This window comes from Pseudoduganella namucuonensis, assembly GCF_900116645.1.
In the GTDB taxonomy this organism is placed as follows: Bacteria; Pseudomonadota; Gammaproteobacteria; order Burkholderiales; family Burkholderiaceae_D; genus Rugamonas; species Rugamonas namucuonensis.
The window spans coordinates 33,375-56,466 of the sequence record NZ_FPBO01000022.1; the positions used below are offsets into that span (position 1 = coordinate 33,375).

Annotated in this window: 14 protein-coding genes; 13 read left to right on the forward strand and 1 reads right to left on the reverse strand. The window is 64.7% G+C overall.

Features of this window, described 5'->3' with window-relative positions:
* The first annotated feature begins 126 nt into the window (after window positions 1–126).
* From BM436_RS21410 to BM436_RS21430, 5 genes are all read left to right on the forward strand, one after another.
* A complete protein-coding gene (locus BM436_RS21410) occupies window positions 127–1,722 on the forward strand; it encodes a methyl-accepting chemotaxis protein (RefSeq protein WP_093557571.1) in 1,596 nt (531 codons plus the stop codon).
* Between the two features lie 102 nt (window positions 1,723–1,824).
* Window positions 1,825–2,517, forward strand: coding sequence for a transposase (locus BM436_RS21415; RefSeq protein ID WP_093557572.1), 693 nt, complete (start codon window positions 1,825–1,827; stop codon window positions 2,515–2,517).
* Between the two features lie 182 nt (window positions 2,518–2,699).
* Window positions 2,700–7,421, forward strand: a complete 4,722-nt coding sequence (locus BM436_RS21420) for a glutamate synthase-related protein (RefSeq protein WP_093557573.1) — start codon at window positions 2,700–2,702, stop codon at window positions 7,419–7,421.
* Between the two features lie 23 nt (window positions 7,422–7,444).
* The gene (locus BM436_RS21425; protein ID WP_093557574.1) at window positions 7,445–8,908 is read left to right on the forward strand and encodes a glutamate synthase subunit beta; all 1,464 of its coding nucleotides are present in this window, start codon (window positions 7,445–7,447) and stop codon (window positions 8,906–8,908) included.
* A gap of 253 nt (window positions 8,909–9,161) precedes the next feature.
* Window positions 9,162–16,586 carry a DUF4214 domain-containing protein gene (locus tag BM436_RS21430; RefSeq protein ID WP_093557575.1) on the forward strand — a complete coding sequence of 2,475 codons (7,425 nt, stop codon included), beginning with the start codon at window positions 9,162–9,164 and terminating at the stop codon, window positions 16,584–16,586.
* A 136-nt stretch (window positions 16,587–16,722) separates the two neighbouring features.
* Here the strand turns inward: BM436_RS21430 and BM436_RS21435 are convergent, their stop codons facing one another.
* Entirely contained in the window at window positions 16,723–16,953 is a 231-nt protein-coding gene (locus tag BM436_RS21435; protein ID WP_229490575.1) for an AbrB/MazE/SpoVT family DNA-binding domain-containing protein, read from the reverse strand.
* A gap of 263 nt (window positions 16,954–17,216) precedes the next feature.
* Here BM436_RS21435 and BM436_RS21440 point away from each other — a divergent pair, with 263 nt between their 5' ends.
* The 8 genes from BM436_RS21440 to BM436_RS21475 all read left to right on the forward strand — a co-directional run bounded on the left by BM436_RS21440 (window position 17,217) and on the right by BM436_RS21475 (window position 23,082).
* Window positions 17,217–18,020 carry an ABC transporter ATP-binding protein gene (locus BM436_RS21440; protein WP_093557577.1) on the forward strand — a complete coding sequence of 268 codons (804 nt, stop codon included), beginning with the start codon at window positions 17,217–17,219 and terminating at the stop codon, window positions 18,018–18,020.
* A gap of 29 nt (window positions 18,021–18,049) precedes the next feature.
* Window positions 18,050–18,808, forward strand: coding sequence for a lipid asymmetry maintenance ABC transporter permease subunit MlaE (gene mlaE / locus BM436_RS21445; protein ID WP_093557653.1), 759 nt, complete (start codon window positions 18,050–18,052; stop codon window positions 18,806–18,808).
* Between the two features lie 67 nt (window positions 18,809–18,875).
* Entirely contained in the window at window positions 18,876–19,346 is a 471-nt protein-coding gene (mlaD, locus tag BM436_RS21450; protein ID WP_093557578.1) for an outer membrane lipid asymmetry maintenance protein MlaD, read from the forward strand.
* Complete coding sequence (locus BM436_RS21455) at window positions 19,346–20,185, forward strand: MlaA family lipoprotein (RefSeq protein ID WP_093557579.1); 840 nt, start codon at window positions 19,346–19,348, stop codon at window positions 20,183–20,185. The genes mlaD and BM436_RS21455 overlap by 1 nt, the downstream gene beginning before the upstream one ends.
* A gap of 31 nt (window positions 20,186–20,216) precedes the next feature.
* Window positions 20,217–20,858 (forward strand): MlaC/ttg2D family ABC transporter substrate-binding protein, encoded by a 642-nt coding sequence (locus BM436_RS21460; protein ID WP_093557580.1) that lies wholly within the window; start codon window positions 20,217–20,219, stop codon window positions 20,856–20,858.
* A gap of 25 nt (window positions 20,859–20,883) precedes the next feature.
* The gene (locus tag BM436_RS21465) at window positions 20,884–21,249 is read left to right on the forward strand and encodes an STAS domain-containing protein (RefSeq protein WP_093557581.1); all 366 of its coding nucleotides are present in this window, start codon (window positions 20,884–20,886) and stop codon (window positions 21,247–21,249) included.
* 163 nt (window positions 21,250–21,412) lie between these two features.
* Window positions 21,413–22,324 carry an ABC transporter ATP-binding protein gene (locus BM436_RS21470; protein ID WP_093557582.1) on the forward strand — a complete coding sequence of 304 codons (912 nt, stop codon included), beginning with the start codon at window positions 21,413–21,415 and terminating at the stop codon, window positions 22,322–22,324.
* Window positions 22,321–23,082, forward strand: coding sequence for an ABC transporter permease (locus BM436_RS21475; protein ID WP_093557583.1), 762 nt, complete (start codon window positions 22,321–22,323; stop codon window positions 23,080–23,082). The genes BM436_RS21470 and BM436_RS21475 overlap by 4 nt, the downstream gene beginning before the upstream one ends.
* Window positions 23,083–23,092: the final 10 nt, after the last annotated feature.

The following is a 23,092-nucleotide window of genomic DNA, read 5'->3' on the forward strand; positions in this document are numbered from 1 at the left end:
ATTCCTCGTGCAGTGTGACTATTGAATAGTTTCCAGTAGTCACAATTCGCCTACCATGGATTTTCCACGCGCCGTCTGATCCACAGGCCTGCCGTAACGGCGCACGTCCGCATGGGGAGCGTAGTGATGATAATTCGCAACTGGAAAATAGGGACCCGCCTCGGCGGCGGCTTCGGCATGGTCATGCTGCTGATGGTGGCGATGGCGGCGGCCGGCGTGTGGCGGCTGCAGGCGGTGGGCCGCATGACCGAGGAGATGGTGGGCAGCGCCATGGTCAAGGAGCGCCTCACCGCCGAATGGCACAACCTGATCAGCGTCAGCGGCGTGCGCGTGATCGCCTTCGCCCGCAACACCGGGGAGGCCGAATCGAAGGCCGAGGCCGACAAGGCCGCCGCCACCCGGGCCCGCGTCAACGAGATCCAGAAGCAGCTGGAAACCGTGCTGGCCAGCGGCGAGGAAAAGGCCTTGCTGGCCGAAGTCGCCACCGCGCGCAAGCAGTACGCGGCCACGCGCGACGCCGTGTTCGCGCTGAAGAAGGCCGGCGACGCGGCGGCCGCGCGCGAAATGGTCGACGGCAAGCTCGAACCCCAGTTCAACGCCTACCTGGACGCGGTCGGCCGCATCGGCCGGCACGAGGCCGACGTGGGCCGCGGGCTGGCCGCCGGCGTGCAACAGCAGTACCGCGACGGCACGCTCTTCCTGCTGGGCATGGCGGCCTGCGCGCTGGCGCTGGGCAGCTGGTTCTGCTGGGTGATTTCGCGCTCCATCACCGGGCCGCTGCGGCAGGCCGTGCGCGTGGCCCAGACCGTGGCGGCGGGCGACCTGGGCAGCCGGATCGACATCACCGGCGGCGGCGAGACCGGACAGCTGCTGCGCGCGCTGCATGAAATGAACGCCAGCCTGGTGCGCATCGTCGGCCAGGTGCGGGGCGGCACCGACACCATCGCCACCGCCTCCGGCGAAATCGCCAGCGGCAATATGGACTTGTCGGCGCGCACCGAGCAGCAGGCCAGTTCGCTGCAACAGACCGCCGCCTCCATGGAACAGCTGACGGCCACCGTCAAGCAGAACGGCGACAATTCGCGCCAGGCCCACACGCTGGCCCTGTCCGCCTCGGACGTGGCGTTGAAGGGCGGCGCCGTGGTCAGCCAGGTGGTCGACACCATGGGCATGATCAACGCGTCGGCGCGCAAGATCGTCGACATCATCGGCGTCATCGACGGCATCGCCTTCCAGACCAACATCCTGGCGCTGAACGCGGCGGTCGAGGCGGCGCGGGCCGGCGAGCAGGGACGGGGCTTCGCCGTGGTCGCCTCCGAGGTGCGCAACCTGGCCCAGCGCAGCGCCGCCGCCGCCAAGGAAATCAAGCTCCTGATCGGCGATTCGGTCGACAAGGTGGACCTGGGCGCGCGCCTGGTCGACCAGGCCGGGGCGACGATGAATGAAATCGTCGTCAACGTGCGCCGCGTGACCGACATCATCGGCGAAATCACGGCCGCCAGCGTGGAGCAGACCAGCGGCATCGAACAGATCAACCGCGCCATCTCGCAGATGGACCAGGTCACGCAGCAGAACGCCGCCCTGGTGGAGGAGGCCGCCGCCGCCGCGGCCGCGCTGCAGGACCAGAGCCAGGCGCTGGCCGGCGCGGTCAGCGTGTTCCGGCTGGCCGGCCACGCCCCCGCGCGGGTGTCGCGTTCGCGCGAACTGGTGCTCGCGGCGTAATCGGGGACGGAGTCGCGCCGTTTTTCCGGCGTTTTGAAACAATCGGGGACGGAGTGGCGCCGATAGGGTAGCATGGGGTTTTCGTCGACTCCCCCGCACCGTATGGCCCGCCTGCCCCGCCTCGTCGTCCCCTTCCAGCCCCACCACGTGGTGCTCAGCGCCCTCAAGGGCCTGTCCGCCTTCCAGGACGCGGACGACTACACCGCCTTCCTCGGCTGGCTGCGCACGGCCGCCCGCAACTGGAAAGTCTCCATCCACGCCTACGCGCTGGTGCCCGATGGCTTGCAATTGCTGGTCTCGCCGGCCGACGAGGACGGCCTGGGCCAGATGATGCAGTGGCTGGGACGCTACTACGTGCCCTATTACAACCAGAAATACGGCCGCTCGGGCACCCTGTGGCAGGGACGCTACAAGACCTCCGTCATCGACGCGGATTCATACCTGATGCTCAATAGCCGCTATATCGAGTACGTGCCGGTGCGGGCGGGGCAGGCGGCCCGGCCGGAGGATTATCCCTGGTCCAGCTATGCCCACCACGCCGGCTTGCGTTCCGACCCGGTGGTGACCGACCACCCCCTGTATTGGTCCCTGGGCAATACGCCTTTCCAGCGGGAAGTGGCGTACCAGGAGCTGGCCACGCAGGACCTGTCCCAAGACCACATTCTCATAGTGGAAAAGGCGGTGCTGAAGGGCTGGCCGCTGGGTTCGGACAAGTTCAAAACCGACTTGCAAAAACGGATGAACCGGCAGGTGTTGCCGGCCAAGAGAGGGCGTCCATTCAAGCAAAGCGCTTGATATAAAGTCTACCACCCGGCGCTTTGCCGGGTTTTTCGTCGCCGCCTTCACTCTGTCCCCAATTAAAATTTCAAGCGCTTGGTTTTAATTTAATTCGACTCCGACCCTAATTGTTCTTGTTGAGTTTACTTGTGCGTTGCACTATTCTGGACTCTCAATATCTTTCAGCAGTGGAGAATCGCATGATTTCGCAAGGTTTGTACGACCCAGCCAATGAACATGACGCCTGCGGCGTCGGTTTCGTCGCCCACATCAAGGGCAACAAAAGCCATTCCATCGTTGAGCAAGGCCTGCTGATCCTGAAGAACCTGGATCACCGGGGCGCCGTCGGCGCGGACGCGCTGATGGGCGATGGCGCCGGCATCCTGATCCAGATCCCCGACCAGTACTATCGCGACGAAATGGCCAAGCAGGGCGTGGAACTGCCGCCGCCAGGCGAGTACGGCGTGGGCATGGTCTTCCTGCCGAAGGAAAACGCTTCGCGCATCGCCTGCGAACAGGAAATCGAGCGCGCCGTGCGCATCGAGGGCCAGGTCGTGCTGGGCTGGCGCAATGTGCCGGTCGACTACGACATGCCGATGTCGCCGACCGTGCGCGCGAAAGAACCGATCATCCGCCAGATCTTCATCGGCCGCGGCCCGGACATCATGGTGACCGACGCGCTGGAACGCAAACTGTACGTGATCCGCAAATCGTCCGGCCACGCCATCCAGGCCCTGAAACTGATCCACGGCAAGGAATTCTTCGTGCCGTCGATGTCGGCCCGCACCGTGGTCTACAAGGGCCTGCTGCTGGCCGACCAGGTGGGCGTCTACTATAAAGACCTGCAAGACCCGCGCTGCATCTCCGCGCTGGCCATGGTCCACCAGCGTTTCTCCACCAACACCTTCCCCGAGTGGCCGCTGGCCCACCCGTACCGCCTGCTGGCGCACAACGGCGAGATCAACACCGTCAAGGGCAACTTCAACTGGATGCGCGCCCGCGAAGGCGTGATGAAGTCCGCCGTGCTGGACCAGGACCTGCAAAAGCTGTTCCCGCTGATCTACGAAGGCCAGTCGGACACCGCCTGCTTCGACAACGCGCTGGAACTGCTGTTGATGGCGGGCTACCCGATCGCCCAGGCCATGATGATGATGATCCCGGAAGCCTGGGAAAACCACACCACCATGGACGAGAACCGCCGCGCGTTCTATGAATACCACGCCGCGATGATGGAACCATGGGACGGCCCGGCCGCCATGGCCTTCACCGACGGCCGCTACATCGGCGGCACGCTGGACCGCAACGGCCTGCGTCCTGCGCGCTACATCGTCACCGACGACGACCTGGTGGTGATGGCGTCCGAATCCGGCGTGCTGCCGATTCCGGAATCGAAGATCATCCAGAAATGGCGTCTGCAACCGGGCAAGATGTTCCTGATCGACCTGGAAGCCGGCCGCATCATCGACGACAAGGAACTGAAGGACACCTACGCCAACGCCAAGCCGTACAAGGCGTGGATCAACGCGGTGCGCATCAAGCTCAACGAGATCAAGCTGTCCGAGAGCCAGCTGGCCCACAACCGCATCAAGTACAGCGCCGCGCCGGGCGAAAAAGCCGTCGCGTCGGTGCTGGACCGCCAGCAAGCCTTCGGCTACACCCAGGAAGACATGCGCTTCGTGCTGGCCCCGATGGCCGTGAACGGCGAGGAAGCCACCGGCTCCATGGGCAACGACTCGCCGCTGGCCGTCATGTCCAACAAACTGAAGCCGCTGTACAACTACTTCAAGCAACTGTTCGCCCAGGTGACCAACCCGCCGATCGACCCGATCCGCGAAGCGATGGTGATGTCGCTGGTGTCCTTCATCGGCCCGAAACCGAACCTGCTGGACACCAACAACGTCAACCCGCCGATGCGTCTGGAAGTGGCGCAGCCGGTGCTGGGCTTCGACGACATGGCGCGCCTGCGCGGCATCTCGCTGCACACCGGCGGCAAGTTCAAGTCGTATGAGCTGAACATCTGCTACCCGCTGGCCTGGGGCAAGGAAGGCGTGGAGGCCTGCCTGGCCTCGCTGTGCGCGGAAGCCGTGGACGCGGTCAAATCCGGCCACAACATCCTGATCGTGTCGGACCGCTCGATCGGCGCCGACCGCGTGGCGATCCCGGCGCTGCTGGCCACCTCGACCATCCACCAGCACCTGGTGTCGAAGGGCCTGCGCGCCTCGACCGGCCTGGTGGTGGAAACCGGCTCGGCCCGCGAAACGCACCACTTCGCGCTGCTGGCCGGCTACGGCGCGGAAGCCGTGCACCCCTACCTGGCGATGGAAACGCTGCTGGAACTGGCGCCGACCCTGCAGGGCGAGCTGACCGGCGAAAAAGCCATCTACAACTACACCAAGGCGATCGGCAAGGGCCTGATGAAGGTCATGTCGAAGATGGGCATCTCGACCTACATGTCCTACTGCGGCGCGCAGATCTTCGAAGCCATCGGCCTGAACAAGTCGCTGGTCGACAAGTACTTCAAGGGCACCGCCTCCAACGTGGAAGGCATCGGCGTGTTCGAAGTGGCGGAAGAGGCGCTGCGCCTGCACAACCTGGCCTTCGGCAACGACCCGGTCCTGAAGGACGCGCTGGACGCGGGCGGCGAGTACGCCTTCCGCATCCGCGGCGAGGACCACCTGTGGACGCCGGACGCGATCGCCAAGCTGCAGCACTCGACCCGCAGCAACAGCTACTCGACCTATAAAGAGTACGCGCAGATCATCAACGACCAGAGCAAGCGCCACCTGACCCTGCGCGGCCTGTTCGAGTTCAAGCTGGACCCGACGAAAGCCATTCCGCTGGAGGAGGTTGAGCCGGCCAAGGAAATCGTCAAGCGCTTCGCCACCGGCGCCATGTCGCTGGGCTCGATCTCGACCGAGGCCCACGCCACGCTGGCCGTCGCCATGAACCGCATCGGCGGCAAGTCCAACACCGGCGAGGGCGGCGAGGATCCGGCGCGCTACAGCATGGAACTGAAGGGCATCCCGATCAAGCAGGGCGACACCATGGCGTCCGTGGTGGGTAAAGAGCAAGTGGTGGTCGACATTCCGCTGCAGGCGGGCGACTCCATGCGTTCGCGCATCAAGCAGGTCGCGTCGGGCCGCTTCGGCGTGACCGCCGAGTACCTGAACTCGGCCGACCAGATCCAGATCAAGATGGCGCAGGGCGCCAAGCCGGGCGAGGGCGGCCAGCTGCCGGGCCACAAGGTGTCCGAATACATCGCCCAGCTGCGCTTCTCGGTGCCGGGCGTGGGTCTGATCTCGCCGCCGCCGCACCACGACATCTACTCGATCGAGGATCTGGCACAGCTGATCCACGACTTGAAGAACGCCAACCCGCGCGCCTCGATCTCGGTCAAGCTGGTGTCGGAAGTGGGCATCGGCACCGTGGCCGCCGGCGTCACCAAGGCCAAGGCCGACCACGTGGTGGTGGCCGGCCATGACGGCGGCACCGGCGCCTCGCCGCTGTCCTCGGTCAAGCACGCCGGCACCCCTTGGGAGCTGGGCCTGGCTGAAACGCAACAGACGCTGGTGCTGAACGGCCTGCGCAGCCGTATCCGCGTGCAGGCCGATGGCCAGATGCGCACCGGCCGCGACGTGGTGATCGCCGCCATGCTGGGCGCCGACGAGATCGGTTTCGCGACCGCGCCGCTGGTGGTGGAAGGCTGCATCATGATGCGCAAATGCCACCTGAACACCTGCCCGGTCGGCGTCGCGACGCAAGATCCGGAACTGCGCGCCAAGTTCAACGGCAAACCCGAGTACGTGGTCAACTACTTCTTCTTCGTCGCCGAAGAGGCGCGCCAACTGATGGCCCAGCTGGGCATCCGCACCTACGACGAGCTGATCGGCCGCGCCGACCTGCTGGACAAGAAAAAGGCGGTCACGCACTGGAAGGCGTCCGGCCTGGACTTCTCCAACATCTTCTACCAGCCGGAAGTGGCCGAAGGCCAAGCCATCCGCCACGTGGAAAACCAGGACCACGGCCTGGAAAAGGCGCTGGACCACAAGCTGATCGCCCAGGCCAAGGCGGCGCTGGAAAAAGGCGAGCGCGTGTCGTTCATCTCGCCGGTGCGCAATGTCAACCGCACGGTCGGCACCATGCTGTCCGGCGAAGTGGCGCAGCGCTACGGCCACGCCGGCTTGCCGGACGACACCATCCACATCCAGCTGCAAGGCACGGCGGGCCAGTCGGCCGGCGCGTTCCTGGCGCACGGCATCACGCTGGACCTGGTGGGCGAGGGCAACGACTACGTCGGCAAGGGCTTGTCGGGCGGCCGCATCATCGTGCGTCCGAACACCGAGTTCCGCGGCTGGGCGGTGAACAACATCATCATCGGCAACACCGTGATGTACGGCGCCATCGCCGGTGAAGCCTTCTTCAACGGCGTGGCCGGCGAACGCTTCGCGGTGCGCAACTCGGGCGCCACGGCGATCGTCGAGGGCACCGGCGACCACGGTTGCGAATACATGACCGGCGGCACCGTGGTGGTGCTGGGCGCCACCGGCCGCAACTTCGCGGCGGGCATGTCGGGCGGCATCGCCTACGTGTACGACCCTGACGGCGATTTCGCGCAGAAGTGCAACCTGTCGATGGTGTCGCTGGAGTCGGTGGTGTCGGCTTCCGAACAGAAGGTCGACCAGGCCACCTGGCACAGCCAGCACCGCAACGGCGAGCCGGAGGCGGACGAGGTGATCCTGAAGCGTCTGATCGAGCGTCACTTCAAGCACACCGGCAGCACCCGCGCCCGTTTCCTGTTGGACAACTGGGCCGAGGGCCGCGGCAAATTCGTCAAGGTCTTCCCGAACGAATACAAGCGCGCGCTGATCGAGCTGGCCGAAGACGCCGCCCTGGAAATGGAAACCCAGGCCATCGCCGCCTGAACTGGAAAAGAATAGGAAATATCGTGGGTAAAATCACCGGCTTTATGGAATTCAAGCGTCAGGAAGAGAGCTATCTGCCGACCGACGCGCGTCTGAAGAACTACAAGGAATTCGTGCTGCACCTGTCCAACGAGCAGGCCAAGGTGCAAGGCGCGCGCTGCATGGATTGCGGCATCCCGTTCTGCAACAACGGCTGCCCGGTCAACAACATCATTCCTGACTGGAACGACCTGGTTTACCGCGGCAACTACCGCGAAGCGCTGGACGTGCTGCACTCGACCAACAACTTCCCGGAATTCACGGGTCGCATCTGCCCCGCGCCGTGCGAGGCCGCCTGCACCCTGGGCATCAGCGACGATCCGGTCGGCATCAAGTCGATCGAGCACAAGATCATCGACGAGGGCTGGGCGCACGGCTGGGTCGTGCCGCAGCCGGCCGCCGTCAAGACCGGCAAGAAGGTCGCCGTGGTCGGTTCCGGCCCCGCCGGCCTGGCCGCCGCCCAGCAGCTGGCGCGCGCCGGCCACGACGTGACGGTGTTCGAGAAGAGCGACCGCGTCGGCGGCCTGCTGCGCTACGGCATCCCCGACTTCAAGATGGAGAAGTCGCACATCGACCGCCGCGTCGAGCAGATGCAGGCCGAGGGCGTGACCTTCCGCACCAGCGTGCTGATCGGCAAGGACTTCCCGGCCTCGGTCAACAACTGGGCGAAGGAGACCATTTTCCCCGAGGACCTGGCCAAGGACTTCGACGCCATCATCCTGGCCGGCGGCGCCGAGCAGCCGCGCGACCTGCCGGTGCCCGGCCGCGAACTGAAGGGCGTGCACTTCGCCATGGACTTCCTGCCGCAGCAGAACAAGGTCAACGCGGGCGACAAGGTCAAGGACCAGATCAAGGCCGGCGGCAAGCACGTGGTCGTGATCGGCGGCGGCGACACCGGTTCCGACTGCGTCGGCACCTCGAACCGCCAGGGCGCCGCCTCGGTGACCCAGTTCGAACTGATGCCGATGCCGCCGGAGCAGGAAAACAAGCCGCTGGTGTGGCCGTACTGGCCGACCAAGCTGCGCACCTCGTCCTCGCACGAGGAAGGCTGCGAGCGCGACTGGGCGGTGGCCACCAAGCGCCTGGAAGGCAAGGGCGGCAAGGTCGAGAAGCTGATCGCCTGCCGCGTGGAATGGAAGGACGGCAAGATGCAAGAAGTGCCGAACTCGGAATTCGAGATGAAGGCCGACCTGGTGTTTCTGGCCATGGGCTTCGTGTCGCCTGTGCAACAGATCCTGGACGCCTTCAGCGTCGAGAAGGACGCGCGCGGCAACGCCAAGGCCGCCACCGAGGGCGACAACAGCTACAAGACCTCGGTCGCCAAGGTCTTCACCGCCGGCGACATGCGCCGCGGCCAGTCGCTGGTCGTGTGGGCCATCCGCGAAGGCCGCCAGTGCGCCCGCTCGGTCGACGAGTTCCTGATGGGTGCCTCCGACCTGCCACGCTGATCCACTAGTTAAACTCCCACCGGAACACGACGGGCGATCCCTGTCGGTTCCGGTTTTTTTTACGCCCGGCGCGCCTGTTCTGGCCGCGCCTCCCTCTCCGCCAGTCCATACCCTTTATCCATTGTTGTGACAATTGGTGATTTTGTTTCCAATTGTAAATTGCTACAATGCCAGGTTTGTTGTCAGCTTTTAAATAAATGAGTGCCGTCCACGGCGCCTTCACCCAACCACGTCCGCCGAAGAGATCTCCCGCATGAATGCCACGCAAGCCCAGTTGCAAAAACTCTATGTGTCCTACTTCAACCGTCCCGCCGACACCGGCGGCCTGGCGTACTGGAGCGGGGTGATTGAAAAAGGCGTGGGCATCGAGACGGTGGCGGCGTCGTTCGCCGCGTCGGCCGAGTTCAAGGCCTTGTACGGCGGCAAGCCCAGCGCCGAGCTGGTGAAGGCGGCCTACCTGAACCTGTTCGGCCGCGCGGCGGAGCCGGCCGGGGTCGAGTATTGGAGCGGCGTGATCGATTCGGGCGGCGTCAGCCCGCACGAGGCGGTGACGGCCATCATGCAGGGCGCGCGCGGCGTCGACGAGTTGACGGCCTACCACAAGGTGTCGGCGGCGTCGGTGTTCACGGCGGCGCTCGACACGCCGGCCGAGGCGGCCGCCTACGGCAACGCCGCCTCGGTGGCGGTGGCCGGCGCCTGGCTCAAGGGCGTGACGGACGTGGTCTCGCTGGCGCGAGCCGAACTGGTGCTGGGCAAGGTGGTGGCCGAGGCGGTCGAGGCCGGCAACGGCGTGGTCAAGGGCATCCTGGCCGATGGCTACATCAAGGGCGCGACCGTGTTCGCGGACGCCAACAACAATGGCGAGTGGGACGAGGGCGAAGCCACCACCACGACCGACGATCTGGGCAATTTCTCGCTGTCCGGCGGCAGCGGCACCCTGATTTCGCTGGGCGGCACCGACATTTCCACCGGCAGTGCCGTCAACGGCAGCTTCAAGGCGCCGGCCGGCTCGACCATGATCAGCCCGCTGACCACGCTGGTGCAATCGGTCGCCAGCGGCGGCAACATCAGCGCGGCGGACGCCGAGGCGCTGGTGAAAAGCAAGCTGGGCATTTCTGAATCGGTCGACCTGGGCAGCTACGACCCGATCGCGGCGGCGCTCGGAAAGGACGCCAGCGCTGAAGACAAGGCGCTGGCGCTGAAGGTGCAGTCGGTGGCGGCGCAGGTGAACACGGTGATGGGCCAGGTGGGCGCGGTGCTGAGCGGGGCCGGCGTGGCCGGCGGCAGCGACGGCGGCGCCAACGCGGCCAGCGACGCGCTGGCCGACCTGATCGTCAACGCGCAAGACACGGTGGACCTGGGCTCCAGCGACACCGCCAAGCAGCTCGTCAAGGACGCCGCGCAGACGGCCGGCGCCGACGCCGGCCAACTGGCGGTGGTCGACAAGCTGGCCGCCGACGCGGGCCAGGCCATCGCCAACCTGAACCAGGCGATCAACACGGCCAGCAGCAAGCCGGGCGCGGACGCAAGCTCGCTGTTGGTGGAGATCGCCAAGGTGCAGGTGGCGGCCGAGGACATCGAGAAGGACATGGAAAGCGGCGCCAAGAGCGGCGACGTGAGCGCCAGCGTGGGCGGGACCACGGGCGCGGCGCTGGACCAGGCGATAGTCGAGGCCGCCGGCCAGGTGGGCAATGCGATTCCGACGCAAGCGCCCACCCAGCCGCCGACCGCGGCCCCGACCGAGGTGCCCACCCAGGCTCCGACAGAAGCGCCGACGGCGCCACCGACCGCCGCCCCTACCACCGCCCCGACCGCTGCGCCAACGCAGGCACCAACCCAAGCTCCAACGCAGCCTCCGACCGCAGCGCCTACAGCGGCCCCGACATCCGCGCCAACCGAGCCGCCCACTGTGGCGCCGACGGAGGCGCCCACGCAGCCGCCCACCGCCGCTCCGACGGTAGCGCCAACGGAAGCGCCGACCCAGGCTCCCACGGAACTCCCAACGGTGGCGCCCACCGAGGCGCCCAAGACGCTGACTGCCAGCGTCGACAGCTCGACGCACGTGCTGACCATCGGCGGCACCGTCACCGGCACCATTGAAATGGTGCTGGACGCGGCGAATGTCGCCACCATCACGCGCGGTGGCTTGACCGCCAGCGCAAAACCGGATCTGGACACGGTCGCCAGTATTGCCGTCGGCGCCGGCCAGGTACTGAGCGCGAGCGCGGCACATCTATCCGGGAAGGTGATCACTGGCGCTGGCACGGTGGTGGTGGCGAATTTGCAGGCGACGCCAAATGCCAACCTCGACGGCATCACTGCGGACGTGGTCACCGCGCAGATGACGCTGGCCGACGGCGTTGTCGAATTGACCGGCAGCCTGGGCAAGCTTGCTCTGGCAATACATGGCGACGGTATCGTTCGGGTCAAGGATGCGGCGGCAGGCAATGCTAGTCTTGCCATCGACGCCGAGGTATTGCTATCGGGAACCGGCGCGGCGCTTTCTGGCGCGACGGTGACAGGCGATGGTACTGTGCACGTGTCGTATGTCGCTGCCGACACGGACCTGACCCGCGTCACCGCGCACAGTGTCGTGGTTGTTGTAGATGGCGACTCCGAGGCCGACCTCAGCACCAACCCCCATCTCTCCACCGTGACGGGATATCTGCCGATGTTCGGCAAGCTGACGCTGACCGCCGCGCAAGCGGACCACAAGTCGATCGCTGGGTTTGGCAATGTGGCCATCAAAGGCTCGGAAGGCAGCCAGGAACTGATTGTCCTTTCGTCCGGCGGCAGTTCAATCAGCGGCGGACTGGATGCCGACACCATTGAACTCGGTTACGGAGCACACACGCTGCAGTATGTGTTTGGGCAAGCGGATAGTGCCGCTTCCGATTCCACATTGGAAGCGTACGACACGGTTCGCAATTTCGAAGTCGGCACAGACCAGATCCGGCTGTTGAGCACCGAGGGCGGCGTCGCGGTGGTGCCAACTTCGCTGACGCGTTTCGCCGATGTCGATGGCGCGCTTGTAACGTCAAGCCAGAAACTGGCAGAACTGGTCCTCAACTCGGCCAGTTTCCAATCGTTGGGCGCGCAGCAGGCGGGGTTGATAGGCGTCACCGGCGGCGACTATGGCGGGGCCTACTTGTATGTGCACCGCCCCGGGCAGGCGGGCTTGGACCAGGCGCGCGACTTGTTTGTCAAACTGGCGGCGGCCCAAGGCGTGGGCGCTGTCGGTGCGCTGGATGTGTCGGCGTATTTCGTCGCGCCGGATCACACGGCCCCGGCTGCGACTATCAACTCCGCGGCATATAACCAGGACACCAGGACATTGATGTTCTCGGGCGCCGACTTCGACACCATCAGGAGCCGGAGCGAATACGTCAAACAGGACCTCAAGGCATTTCTCGACTGGAGCAAACTGCGCTGGGATATCAACGGCGACGGCGGCGCCAGCGCGGACGTCCAATTCGCCCTGGAAGACATCCAGAGTGCACGCCTGGGCGTTTCCAACACCTTGGAGGTGGTGCTTACCGCCGCCAAGCACGCGGCGCTGTTGGCCACGCCAGGCTATGGCGTGCTCAATTCCATGTCGGACACAATCGATGTCGCCCCCGGTTTCATCCGGGATAGCGCCGGGAACGCGGCCACGACGGATGGGCGGGAGAATGCCCCGCTCAGTATCAATCGCGTCGTCGAACTGAGCGAGGGAGCCCTGGCACCGGTCATCAACGCCGATTACACGACCTTGTCCGCTGCAAAAATAACGGCGGCCAACTTTACAGTCGATGCCGCCGCTATAAAAAGCGGCTCGCTTTCCATCTCCGATGTGGCGGCAGGCAGGACGGTAACGGTGATCAACGCCGAACACGTGACGTCGCTGTCCACCGCAACCATGAAAGGAAACCTGATCGTTTCGAGCGCCAGCGCGAAATCCCTGTATGGCGGCGATGGTGATGACCAACTGACCTCCACCAGTAACGGCAACGTGCACTTCGTGGGCGGCGCCGGTGCGGATGTGATGACTGGAGGACGAGGCGTGAACACTTACGCGACCTGGCTCGCCAGCGACAGCCGTGTCGGCAGTGCTGCGGAACTCATAGCGTCCGCCGACACCATCACCAATTGGAACGCGGCGGCCGGGAATCGGATCGATGTGCTGGAGGCCTTGATGATCGTGGCCACCAGCGCGGCCGCTGTCCAGGGACGCGCGTCGGTATCCCAGCAAGGTCTCGCCACATTCGCGGCCGCCGACAATACTGTGGCGCTGAAGTTGGCAGCGCTCGAAGCGGCCATCGGCACCCAGGGCGTAGGTACAACGGCGGTGTTCAACCACGGCACCGACGCCTACGTGTTCATGGTCGGCAGCTCTGCCCTGGGCATCCAGGAAAAGGATGGACTGATCAGGCTGAATGGCGTAGCGGCGGCGGGTTTGAGGATGGAAGGGGGCGACATCACCGGCATCCTGACGTCGCCCACCACGACCATTGCCAGCGTCGAATACCGCGAAGATGTGATGATGCTGGCGATAAGCGGCAGCGGCTTCTCCTCCCTCCTTGGTTCCGGCGGCGGGGACAACACCGATATCAAGGAGCAGCTGGATTGGTCCAAACTAAGCTGGGATATCAACGACGATGACGGTGCGACCGCCAATATCGGGTTTACGCTGAACGACATCGACTATGCCAAGGTATACGCGAATACGCTGGTGGTTGCGCTGAAGCCGGCCAAGCACGCCGCTGTATTGGCGACGCCGGGTTACGGGCAGGGCAATTCAGCCGTGGATTCCTTCGACATTGCCCAGGGTTTCACCCGGAACAGCGATGGCATCGCCAGCGCCACCGATGCCATGCCCAATGGCCCGCTCACCACTGGCTACTACATGGAACTGAGCGATGGTAGCGCACGGGCGCCGGTGACCAATGCCGATCAGCTGGTCATGTCCGCCTACCAAAAAAGCCCGAATGGTGCCGTCGTCGATTTCACCAACGTGACGAGCACTTACATTGAAATCCGAGCGCTTGCCGCAGGCAATACCGTTACGCTCAACAATATCGATCACGTCAAATATCTGTACACCAGCTCGCTTAACCCGTCGCAGGGCAATCTGGTGATCAGTGGCTCGAGCCTGGAGTCCATCCGCACCGGCGATGGCAATGATACCCTCACATCGAGCTCCACGGGCGGGGTGTGGTTCTCGGCAGGCGGCGGCGCCGACATGCTGACGGGCGGCACCGGCAGGAACTTTTACCAGTTCGCGCCCAACGGCGGCGACTTCAAGGCGAGCAGTGTGGAAAGCCTGTTGGCGTCGGCGGACATCATTACCAACTGGACCGCGGCCGAGTTCAACCTGATCAATTTCGGCGCCACGGAGCTGATCACGGTGGCGCACACTGCGGCGGCGGTCTCCGGCCGTGCCGCCATTTCCACCAAGGGCCTGGCCACGTTTGACGCGGCCGACAATACGGCCGCGTTGAAACTGGCGGCCGTGGTCGCGGCAGTGGGAACGGACTTGGCCGGCACGTCGGTGGTGTTCAATCATGGAGGCGACGCATATGTGTACGTTGCGGGCGACACCGCGGTTGGTGTCCAGGCTGGCGACGCACTGATTAGAGTCAATGGCGTCACCGCGGATGGGCTGGTGATAGGCGGAGGCGATATCGCTGGTATCACACTGGCGGATACCGCTGCCCCCACCGCGACGATCACCAGCCTCCGCTACTCCGAGGAATCGCGCACCATGCATCTGAGTGGGGGCGATTTCTCGACCATCCTGGCACCGACGGAAGACGTGAGTAAAGACGTCAAGGCCAACTTGGACTGGTCGAAGCTGGTCTGGGATATCGATGGCGACGACGAAGCGACTGTCAACGTCGTGTTTTCGCTGAGCGATATCGAAGGCGCGCGCGTTGTGGGCAATAGCCTGGAAATCGTGCTGACGCCGTCCAAGCACGCGGCACTATTGAGTACGCCAGCGTACGGCGCTTCGGGTCTGTCGAGCGACAAGCTCGACGTGCACGCCGGATTCATACGGGACAGTGCCGGCAATGCCAGCACCACGGATGGTGTGGCGAATGGTTTCCTGGACACCAACGCACTCTTGGAGATGAAGGCTGGAGTGACGTTCGCCCCGACCACCAATGCGGACCTTGTCATCGTGACCGGAACCGCCGGGGACGGGGATGCCACCGTCGACCTGGCCAACGTAGTCAGTGGCACCTTGTTCTTTGCGGCGCAGGCCAAGGGGACGGTTACGGTATCGAATGTCAATCATCTTAGGGATCTGCTCGTCTCCAGTTCCTCGGAGGCCGATTTTGTCATTACCAGCCCCAATCTGTTCAACTACGCAACCGGGGCGGGCGATGACCGCCTTACGTCGACCTCCACCGGCGCTGTAGTCTTCGCCGGAGGTGGGGGCGCGGACGTTCTGACGGGCGGCACGGGCGTCAACTCCTACTTGTTCGCCAGCAATGGAGCTGATTTCGTCGCTACCACCACAGACGGCCTGCTGGCGGCGGCCGACACCATTACCAATTGGGGCGCGGCGAATAGCTCGATCGAGTTCATGTCAACGACGCTGTCCACGACGGCGCATAGCGCCGCCCCGGTCGCTGGCCGCGCATCGATTTCGAGTCTTGGCTTGGCGGCCTTCGATGCGGCCGATAACACGGCCGCATCGAAGCTGACGGCCGTGGTTGCGGCGGCAGGCGCCGATCCGGAAGGGACTTCGGTGGTGTTCAACCACGAGGGTGACGCCTACGTGTATGTGGTGGGCAACGCCGCTGCCGGGATACAAGCGGGCGATGGCCTGATCAAGCTTGATGACGTCGTCGCCTCCGGCCTGAACGTTCAATCCGGGAAAATCGACGGGGTCAACCCGCTCGTGGTCGCTGCCGCGCATACCGAGATCCTCACCAGTACCACGGTCTGGGCACCAAATCTGGAGGCCGACTACCTCGTGCTCGACGCGCGCATGGACGGCGCCACCGTCGACGCCGTCAATGTGGCCGCCTCTTCCGTCACGGCCTCGATCCTGGCCAACCAGACCCTGACGGTTACCCATCTCGACCACGCGACCCAGGTGTCCGCCGCCTTCCAGGACGGCAACCTGATCGCATCCGGCAGCGGCGCGCTCCACTTCGAAGGCGGCAACGGCAACGACCGGTTCACCTCCACCTCCACCGGCAGCGTGTACTTCCAGGGCAATGGCGGCGCGGATACCTTCACCGGTGGCTCCGGCGCCAACACCTACGCCTACACGGCGTGGGGAGACGAGTTCGGCGCGGGCAGCGTTGCGGAACTGATCACCGGCGCCGACACCGTCACCAACTGGAACGCCGGCGCCAGCAATAAGCTGTATTTCGGCGGCAAGGTCCTGGCTACCGTCGCCCATACCGAGGACCTCGCGTCGGGCACGGCATGGATCTCCGAGCTGGGCGTCGCCAGCTTCGACGCGGCCGACGCCACCTTGTCCCTGAAGTTGGCGGCCGTAGTGTCGGCGGTGGGTGAGGACGAAGTAGGCACCTCTGTCATCTTTAACGATGGCGGCGATGCTTGGCTGTATGTGGTTGGCAACGCGATGGCGGGCGTGCAGGTCGGCGATGCTTTGATCCATCTGGTCGGTGTCAGTGCGACGCGGATCAGTTTCACGGACGGCGACATCACCGGCTTCTGACGCTGGACGGACAGGGGGCTTTACAGTGGAGGACAAGACCACGGTGGCTGGGGGCCGGCCTGCTCATGACCGCTCTGGAGCGTTAAGCTCAGCCAGACTATGCCCCTCGTCGCGAACATAGGGCAGGTCGCCGGGGTCAAGCTGTTCCTTGCCTCGGGCCGGGGCCGGTGTCCTGCTCGGCGTGCAGGTTTTGCGGAGTGATCCCCGCCAGAAGCTCGTCCAGCGCATATACGGGGAAAACCGGCTCGATGATGACCCGGCCCCGCTCCGTGCGCACGGTGACGGGCTGGTTCAGCGTCAGGTCGGCCGCCTCCATCATGGCGGCTGACAAGCGTACGGCAGGACTGTTGCCCCACTTTCTTAACATTTGAATCTCCATGCGCGCCTCCCCGCTAATAGATAAATTTGTCGAATGGCCAAGGTAGGTTGTTTACCTGTCCGTGGCAAGCGCCGCCACAATAGTGACTCCCGCACCGCAGCAAATTAACACTTCTTTCCAATTGTAAATTACTGACTTTGCAGTTATTACTGTTGTATTATTTGCCTCTTCTCCGCCCCCAGGGAGGGGCCTCTCAGCAGACTGTGTCATTTCTGCACTACAATACTGGATTCTACAAAGTGAGCTAAGTCGTGCCGAACCTCGTCGAAATCCGTGATTTACACTTCTCCTATGGAAAACGGTCCATTTTGTCCGGACTCCATATGGATTTCCCACGCGGGAAAGTGATCGCGGTGATGGGCGGTTCGGGCAGCGGCAAGACCACGGTGCTGCGCCTGATCGGCGGCCAGATCCGCCCGCAAAAAGGCATGGTTTCCGTCGACGGCCAAGTCGTCCACAAGCTGAAAACCGACGCGCTGTATCTGCTGCGCCGCAAAATGGGTATGCTTTTTCAGCACGGCGCGCTATTCACCGACCTCACCGTGTACGAGAACGTGGCCTTCCCGCTGCGCGAGCACACCGACCTGCCGGAGGAGCTGATCCGCGACCTGGTGCTGATGAAGCTGCACGCGGTCGGCCTGCGCAACGCGGCCAAGCTGAAGCCGGGCGAGATATCGGGTGGCATGGCGCGCCGCGTGGCGCTGGCCCGTTCGATCGCGCTGGACCCGCAACTGATCATGTACGACGAGCCCTTCGCGGGCCTGGACCCGATCTCGATGGGCGTCACCGCCAACCTGATCCGCAACCTGAACGACGCGCTCGGTTCGACCACCGTGCTGGTGTCGCACGATGTGAAGGAATCGTTCCTGATAGCCGATTACGTGTATTTCCTGTCGCAGGGCAAGGTCGTCGCGCACGGCACGCCGGCCGACATGACGGTCTCCACCGACCCGTACGTGAAGCAGTTCGTGCACGCCGAGGCCGACGGCCCCGTGCCCTTCCATTATCCGGGCAAGAGCCTGGCGGCCGACCTGGGCTTGGGGGAGCGCGCGTGACGACCCTCCTCCCGAACCTGCTGAGCCGCATGGGCGCCTGGGTGCGCGACCACGTGGAGGGCGTGGGCTACAGCACGCGCTCCTTTTTTTACATGCTGGGCGTGTCGCCCGGCCTGCTGCGCCGTCCGCGCCTGGTGGTCGAGCAGTTGCATTTCATCGGCAACCATTCGCTGCTGATCATCACCCTGTCCGGCCTGTTCGTCGGCATGGTGCTGGGCCTGCAGGGCTATTACACGCTGAATAAATACGGCGCGTCCGAATCGCTGGGCCTGCTGGTGGCGCTGGGGCTGACGCGCGAGCTGGGTCCGGTGATCACGGCGCTGCTGTTCGCCGGCCGCGCCGGCACCTCGCTGACGGCGGAGATCGGCCTGATGAAGGCCGGCGAGCAGCTGTCGGCGATGGAAATGATGGCGGTCAACCCGGTGCAGCGCGTGCTGGCGCCCCGTTTCTGGGCCGGCGTGATCGCCGTGCCCTGCCTGGCGTCGATCTTCAGCGCGGTCGGCATTTTCGGCGGCTACCTGGTCGGCGTGCGCCTGATCGGCGTCGACGAGGGCGCGTTCTGGTCGCAGATGCAGGGCGGCGTCGACCTGTGGAACGACGTGTTCAACGGTTTCATCAAGAGCATCGTGTTCGGCGTCGCCATCACGTTCATCGCGCTGTACCAGGGCTACGAGGCGCGCCCCACGCCCGAGGACGTGGCCGGCGCCACCACCCGCACGGTGGTGATCTCGTCGCTGATGATCTGGTGGCTGGACTTCATGCTGACGGCGTTGATGTTCAGCAAGTAATTGCCCGACAGTATGGATCGAGCGCGGCGCGCGCCGTGGAAATAAAAACAAGATAGGATATAGTGTCATGCAACGTAAATCTCTGGATGTCTGGGTCGGTCTGTTTGTCGTGCTGGGCGTCGTCGCCCTGCTGTTCCTGGCCCTGAAAGCGGGCAACGCCAATTCGCTGTCGTTCGCCCAGACCTATGAAATCACCGCCAAGTTCGACAACATTGGCAGCCTGCGCACGCAGGCGGCGGTGAAGGCGTCCGGCGTGGTGGTCGGCCGCGTGGCCGACATCCGTTTCGACGACAAGACCTACAAGGCGCTGGTGACCATGCATATGGAATCCGGCTACAAGTTCCCGAAAGACAGCTCGGCCAAGATCCTGACGGCCGGCCTGCTCGGCGAGCAATACATCGGCATCGAGGCCGGCGGCGACACCAACAACCTGGTCGCCGGCGACAAAATCGCCCGCACGCAGTCGGCTGCCGTGCTGGAAGACCTGATCAATCAATTTATCTACAGCAAGGCAGCCGAAGGAAAGGATAGCAACTGATGCGTGCAACGACCCCACTTCGCTCTCTGGCGCTGGCAGCGACCGCCGCCGCCGTACTGACCGGCTGCGCCGGTCCCAACCCGCGCGACCCCTACGAGGGTTTCAACCGGGCCATGTTCAAATTCAACGACAAGGTGGACCAGGTGGCCCTGAAGCCGGCCGCCACCGCCTACAAGACGGTGCTGCCGGGCTTCGTGCAGACCGGCGTGAACAACTTCTTCGGCAACATGTCCGACGTCTGGACCGCCGCCAACAACTTTATGCAGGGCAAGGGCGAGCAGGGCATGACGGACGTGATGCGCGTGGCGCTGAACTCCACCTTCGGCCTGCTGGGCGTGCTGGACATCGCGTCCGAGGCGGGCCTGCAGAAGCACAACGAGGACTTCGGCCAGACCCTGGGCCACTGGGGCGTCGATTCCGGCCCCTACCTGATGCTGCCGCTGCTGGGACCGTCCACCGTGCGCGACACGGCCGGCCTGCCGCTGGACATCGCGGCCGACCCGTGGCGCAAGGTGACGCCGGACGCGGCCCGCAACTGGGGCGTGGCGGTGCGCGGCGTCGACCAGCGCGCGGTGCTGCTGGACGCGTCCAACCTGATGGAGGAGGCCGCGCTGGACCGTTACGAGTTCGTGCGCGACGGCTTCCTGCAGCGCCGCCAGAGCAAGGTCTACGACGGCGAGGACGGTCCGCGCGGCAAGGCCAAGAAGGCCTACGCCGACGACGACCTGCCGCCGACCGCGGCGGCGGACAAGGGCGCCGAGCCGGCTCCCGCCGCTTCCCCCGCCGCTTCCCCCGCTATAATGACGGCACCGGCTGCGGACAAGAACGCCAGCCTGTGATCCGAAGCAAACCAAACAAAGGTAGACACAGATGAAATTGATTAAACAACTCTTCGCCTACGCCGCCCTGGCGTTCGCCTCCGCGTCGTTCGCCGCCGTGCCCGCCAACGAGGCGCCGGACGCGCTGGTCAAGCGCATCAGCACCGAGGTGCTGGACGTGGCCAAGGCCGACAAGGAAATCCAGTCGGGCAACCAGAAGCGCATCATGGACCTGGTGGAAACCAAGATCCTGCCCTACGTCGACTTCCAGCGCATGACCTCGCTGGCCGCCGGCCGCTACTGGCGCGAGGCCAGCCCGGAACAGCAGAAGCAGCTGTCCACCGAGTTCCGCACCCTGCTGATCTACACCTACTCGGGCGCGCTGTCCCAGGTGAAGAACGAAACCATCGAGTTCAAGCCGCTGCGCGCCGACGCGGCCGACGCCGAGGTGGAAGTGCGCTCGCAGGTCAACGTGGCCCGCGGCGAGCCGATTCCGCTGAACTACCGCGTGGCCAAGTCGCCCACCGGCTGGAAGATCTACGACATCAACGTGCTGGGCGCGTGGCTGGTCGAGACCTACAAGGGCACCTTCTCGTCCGAGATCGGCAAGGGCGGCATCGACGGCCTGATCAAGACCCTGTCCGAGAAGAACAAGAAGCTGGCGAACAAGCCGATCAAGGCCGCCGCCAAATAAGCGCTTTTCACGCTACAATCGCCCCATGTCCGATTCCACCGCCAACATGCAGTCCCTGACCTCGCTGACCGTGGCCAACGCCACGGCCGCGCTGGAGCAGGGCGTGGCCGCCATCCGCGCCGGCCAGGCCATGTTCGACCTGCGCAACATCCAGGCGGTGGATTCGGCGGCCGTCTCCGTGTTGCTGGCGTGGCAACGCGCCGCCCACGAGGCCGGCGTCCAGCTGGAGCTGCGCAACCTGCCGCCCATGCTGAAAAGCCTGACCAAGCTGTACGGCGTGTGCGCGCTGGTGTCGCCGTCGCTGGCCGATTGCGCCGGGCCGGCCGTCGCGCCCGGCGTCCCGCCGGCGCCGCCCGCGGCCGCCGAACCGCCACACCACCACCATCATTGATCCCCGCCCCGCTCCCGCAGTCGCAGTGAATGTCCGGTCCGGCGTAAGCCGAACCAAAATCCAATATAATTGACCGTTGCCGTTGCCGTAGTGCCACGGCGCACGCACCTCCGGCCTCGCGGCCCTCCCCGACGGTCCACGCCTTACACATACTTAGCCAAGCATGACAGCAATCCAAATCAGCAATGTCGAGAAGCGCTACAAGTCGCTCCAGGCACTGGGCGGCGTCTCCCTCGCCATCGAAGAGGGGGAGTTCTTCGGCCTGCTCGGTCCCAACGGCGCCGGCAAGACCACGCTCATCTCCATCATCGCCGGCCTCATCAAGCCGGACGCCGGCAAGGTCACCATCCACGGCCACGACGTCACGGGCGATTTCCGCGAGGCGCGCAGGAAGCTCGGCGTGGTGCCGCAGGAACTGGTGTTCGACCCCTTCTTCACCGTGCGCGAGACCTTGCGCCTGCAGTCCGGCTACTTCGGCCTGCCGAACAACGACAAGTGGATCGACGAGGTGATGGGCAACCTCGACCTGACCAACAAGGCCGACACCAATATGCGCGCGCTGTCCGGCGGCATGAAGCGCCGCGTGCTGGTGGCGCAGGCGCTGGTGCACAAGCCGCCCGTCATCGTGCTCGACGAGCCGACCGCCGGCGTCGACGTGGAACTGCGCCAGACGCTGTGGAAGTTCATCTCGCGCCTGAACCGCGAAGGCCACACCGTGGTGCTGACCACCCACTACCTGGAGGAGGCGCAGGCCATGTGCAAGCGCGTCGCCATGCTCAAGACGGGCAAGGTGGTGGCGCTGGACACCATGTCGCAGCTGATCCGCCGCATTTCCGGTTCCAGCCTGGTGCTGCACCTGAAGCAGGGCGCGCTGCCGGACGACCTGCGCCACCTGGTCACGCACCCGGAGGACGCGGCGCGCGGCAAGTACAGCCTGCGCATCAACGAATACACGGAAGTGGAAAGGATCCTGGCGCGCATCCGCGAGAGCGGCGCCGTCATCGACGAGATGCAGTTGCAGCAGGCCGACCTGGAAGACATCTTCCTGCAGATCATGGAAGGCGAGACCGTATGATGTCCACCGGCTTCCGCACCCTGGTCTACAAGGAAACCTTGCGCTTTTATAAGGTCGCGACCCAGACCATCGCCGCGCCCATCCTGACCGCCATGCTCTACCTGCTGATCTTCGGCCACGTGCTCGAGGGCCGCGTGCAGGTCTATCCGGGCGTCACCTACACCGCCTTCCTGATTCCCGGCCTGGTGATGATGAGCGTGCTGCAGAACTCCTTCGCCAACTCCTCGTCGTCGCTGATCCAGTCCAAGATCACCGGCAACCTGGTGTTCGTGCTGCTCACGCCCCTGTCGCACTGGGAGCTGTATTCGGCGTACGTGATCGCGGCCATGGTGCGCGGCCTCGCCGTCGGCCTGGGCGTGTTCGTCGTCACCGCCTGGTTCGCCCACATGTCGTTCGAGGCGCCGCTGTGGATCCTGGTGTTCGCCCTGCTGGGCGCCGCCATCCTGGGCACCATGGGCCTGATCGCCGGCATCTGGGCCGAGAAGTTCGACCAGCTGGCCGCGTTCCAGAACTTCCTGATCATGCCGCTGACCTTCCTGTCCGGCGTGTTCTACTCCATCCATTCGCTGCCGCCGTTCTGGCTGACCGTATCGCACCTGAACCCGTTCTTCTACATGATCGACGGCTTCCGCTACGGCTTCTTCGGCCAGTCCGACGTCAACCCCTACATCAGCCTCGGCATCGTCGGCGCCTTCCTGGCCGTGCTGTCGGTGCTGGCCATTCGATTATTAAGCAGCGGCTATCGCTTACGCCACTAAGGCGACACCA

Coding starts and splice junctions, on each gene's coding strand:
- BM436_RS21410 (WP_093557571.1), top strand. CDS start 127: ATGATAATTCGCAACTGGAAAATAGGGACCCGCCTCGGCGGCGGCTTC.
- BM436_RS21415 (WP_093557572.1), top strand. CDS start 1,825: ATGGCCCGCCTGCCCCGCCTCGTCGTCCCCTTCCAGCCCCACCACGTG.
- BM436_RS21420 (WP_093557573.1), top strand. CDS start 2,700: ATGATTTCGCAAGGTTTGTACGACCCAGCCAATGAACATGACGCCTGC.
- BM436_RS21430 (WP_093557575.1), top strand. CDS start 9,162: ATGAATGCCACGCAAGCCCAGTTGCAAAAACTCTATGTGTCCTACTTC.
- BM436_RS21435 (WP_229490575.1), bottom strand. CDS start 16,953: ATGTTAAGAAAGTGGGGCAACAGTCCTGCCGTACGCTTGTCAGCCGCC.
- mlaE (WP_093557653.1), top strand. CDS start 18,050: ATGGGCGCCTGGGTGCGCGACCACGTGGAGGGCGTGGGCTACAGCACG.
- mlaD (WP_093557578.1), top strand. CDS start 18,876: ATGCAACGTAAATCTCTGGATGTCTGGGTCGGTCTGTTTGTCGTGCTG.
- BM436_RS21455 (WP_093557579.1), top strand. CDS start 19,346: ATGCGTGCAACGACCCCACTTCGCTCTCTGGCGCTGGCAGCGACCGCC.
- BM436_RS21460 (WP_093557580.1), top strand. CDS start 20,217: ATGAAATTGATTAAACAACTCTTCGCCTACGCCGCCCTGGCGTTCGCC.
- BM436_RS21465 (WP_093557581.1), top strand. CDS start 20,884: ATGTCCGATTCCACCGCCAACATGCAGTCCCTGACCTCGCTGACCGTG.
- BM436_RS21470 (WP_093557582.1), top strand. CDS start 21,413: ATGACAGCAATCCAAATCAGCAATGTCGAGAAGCGCTACAAGTCGCTC.
- BM436_RS21475 (WP_093557583.1), top strand. CDS start 22,321: ATGATGTCCACCGGCTTCCGCACCCTGGTCTACAAGGAAACCTTGCGC.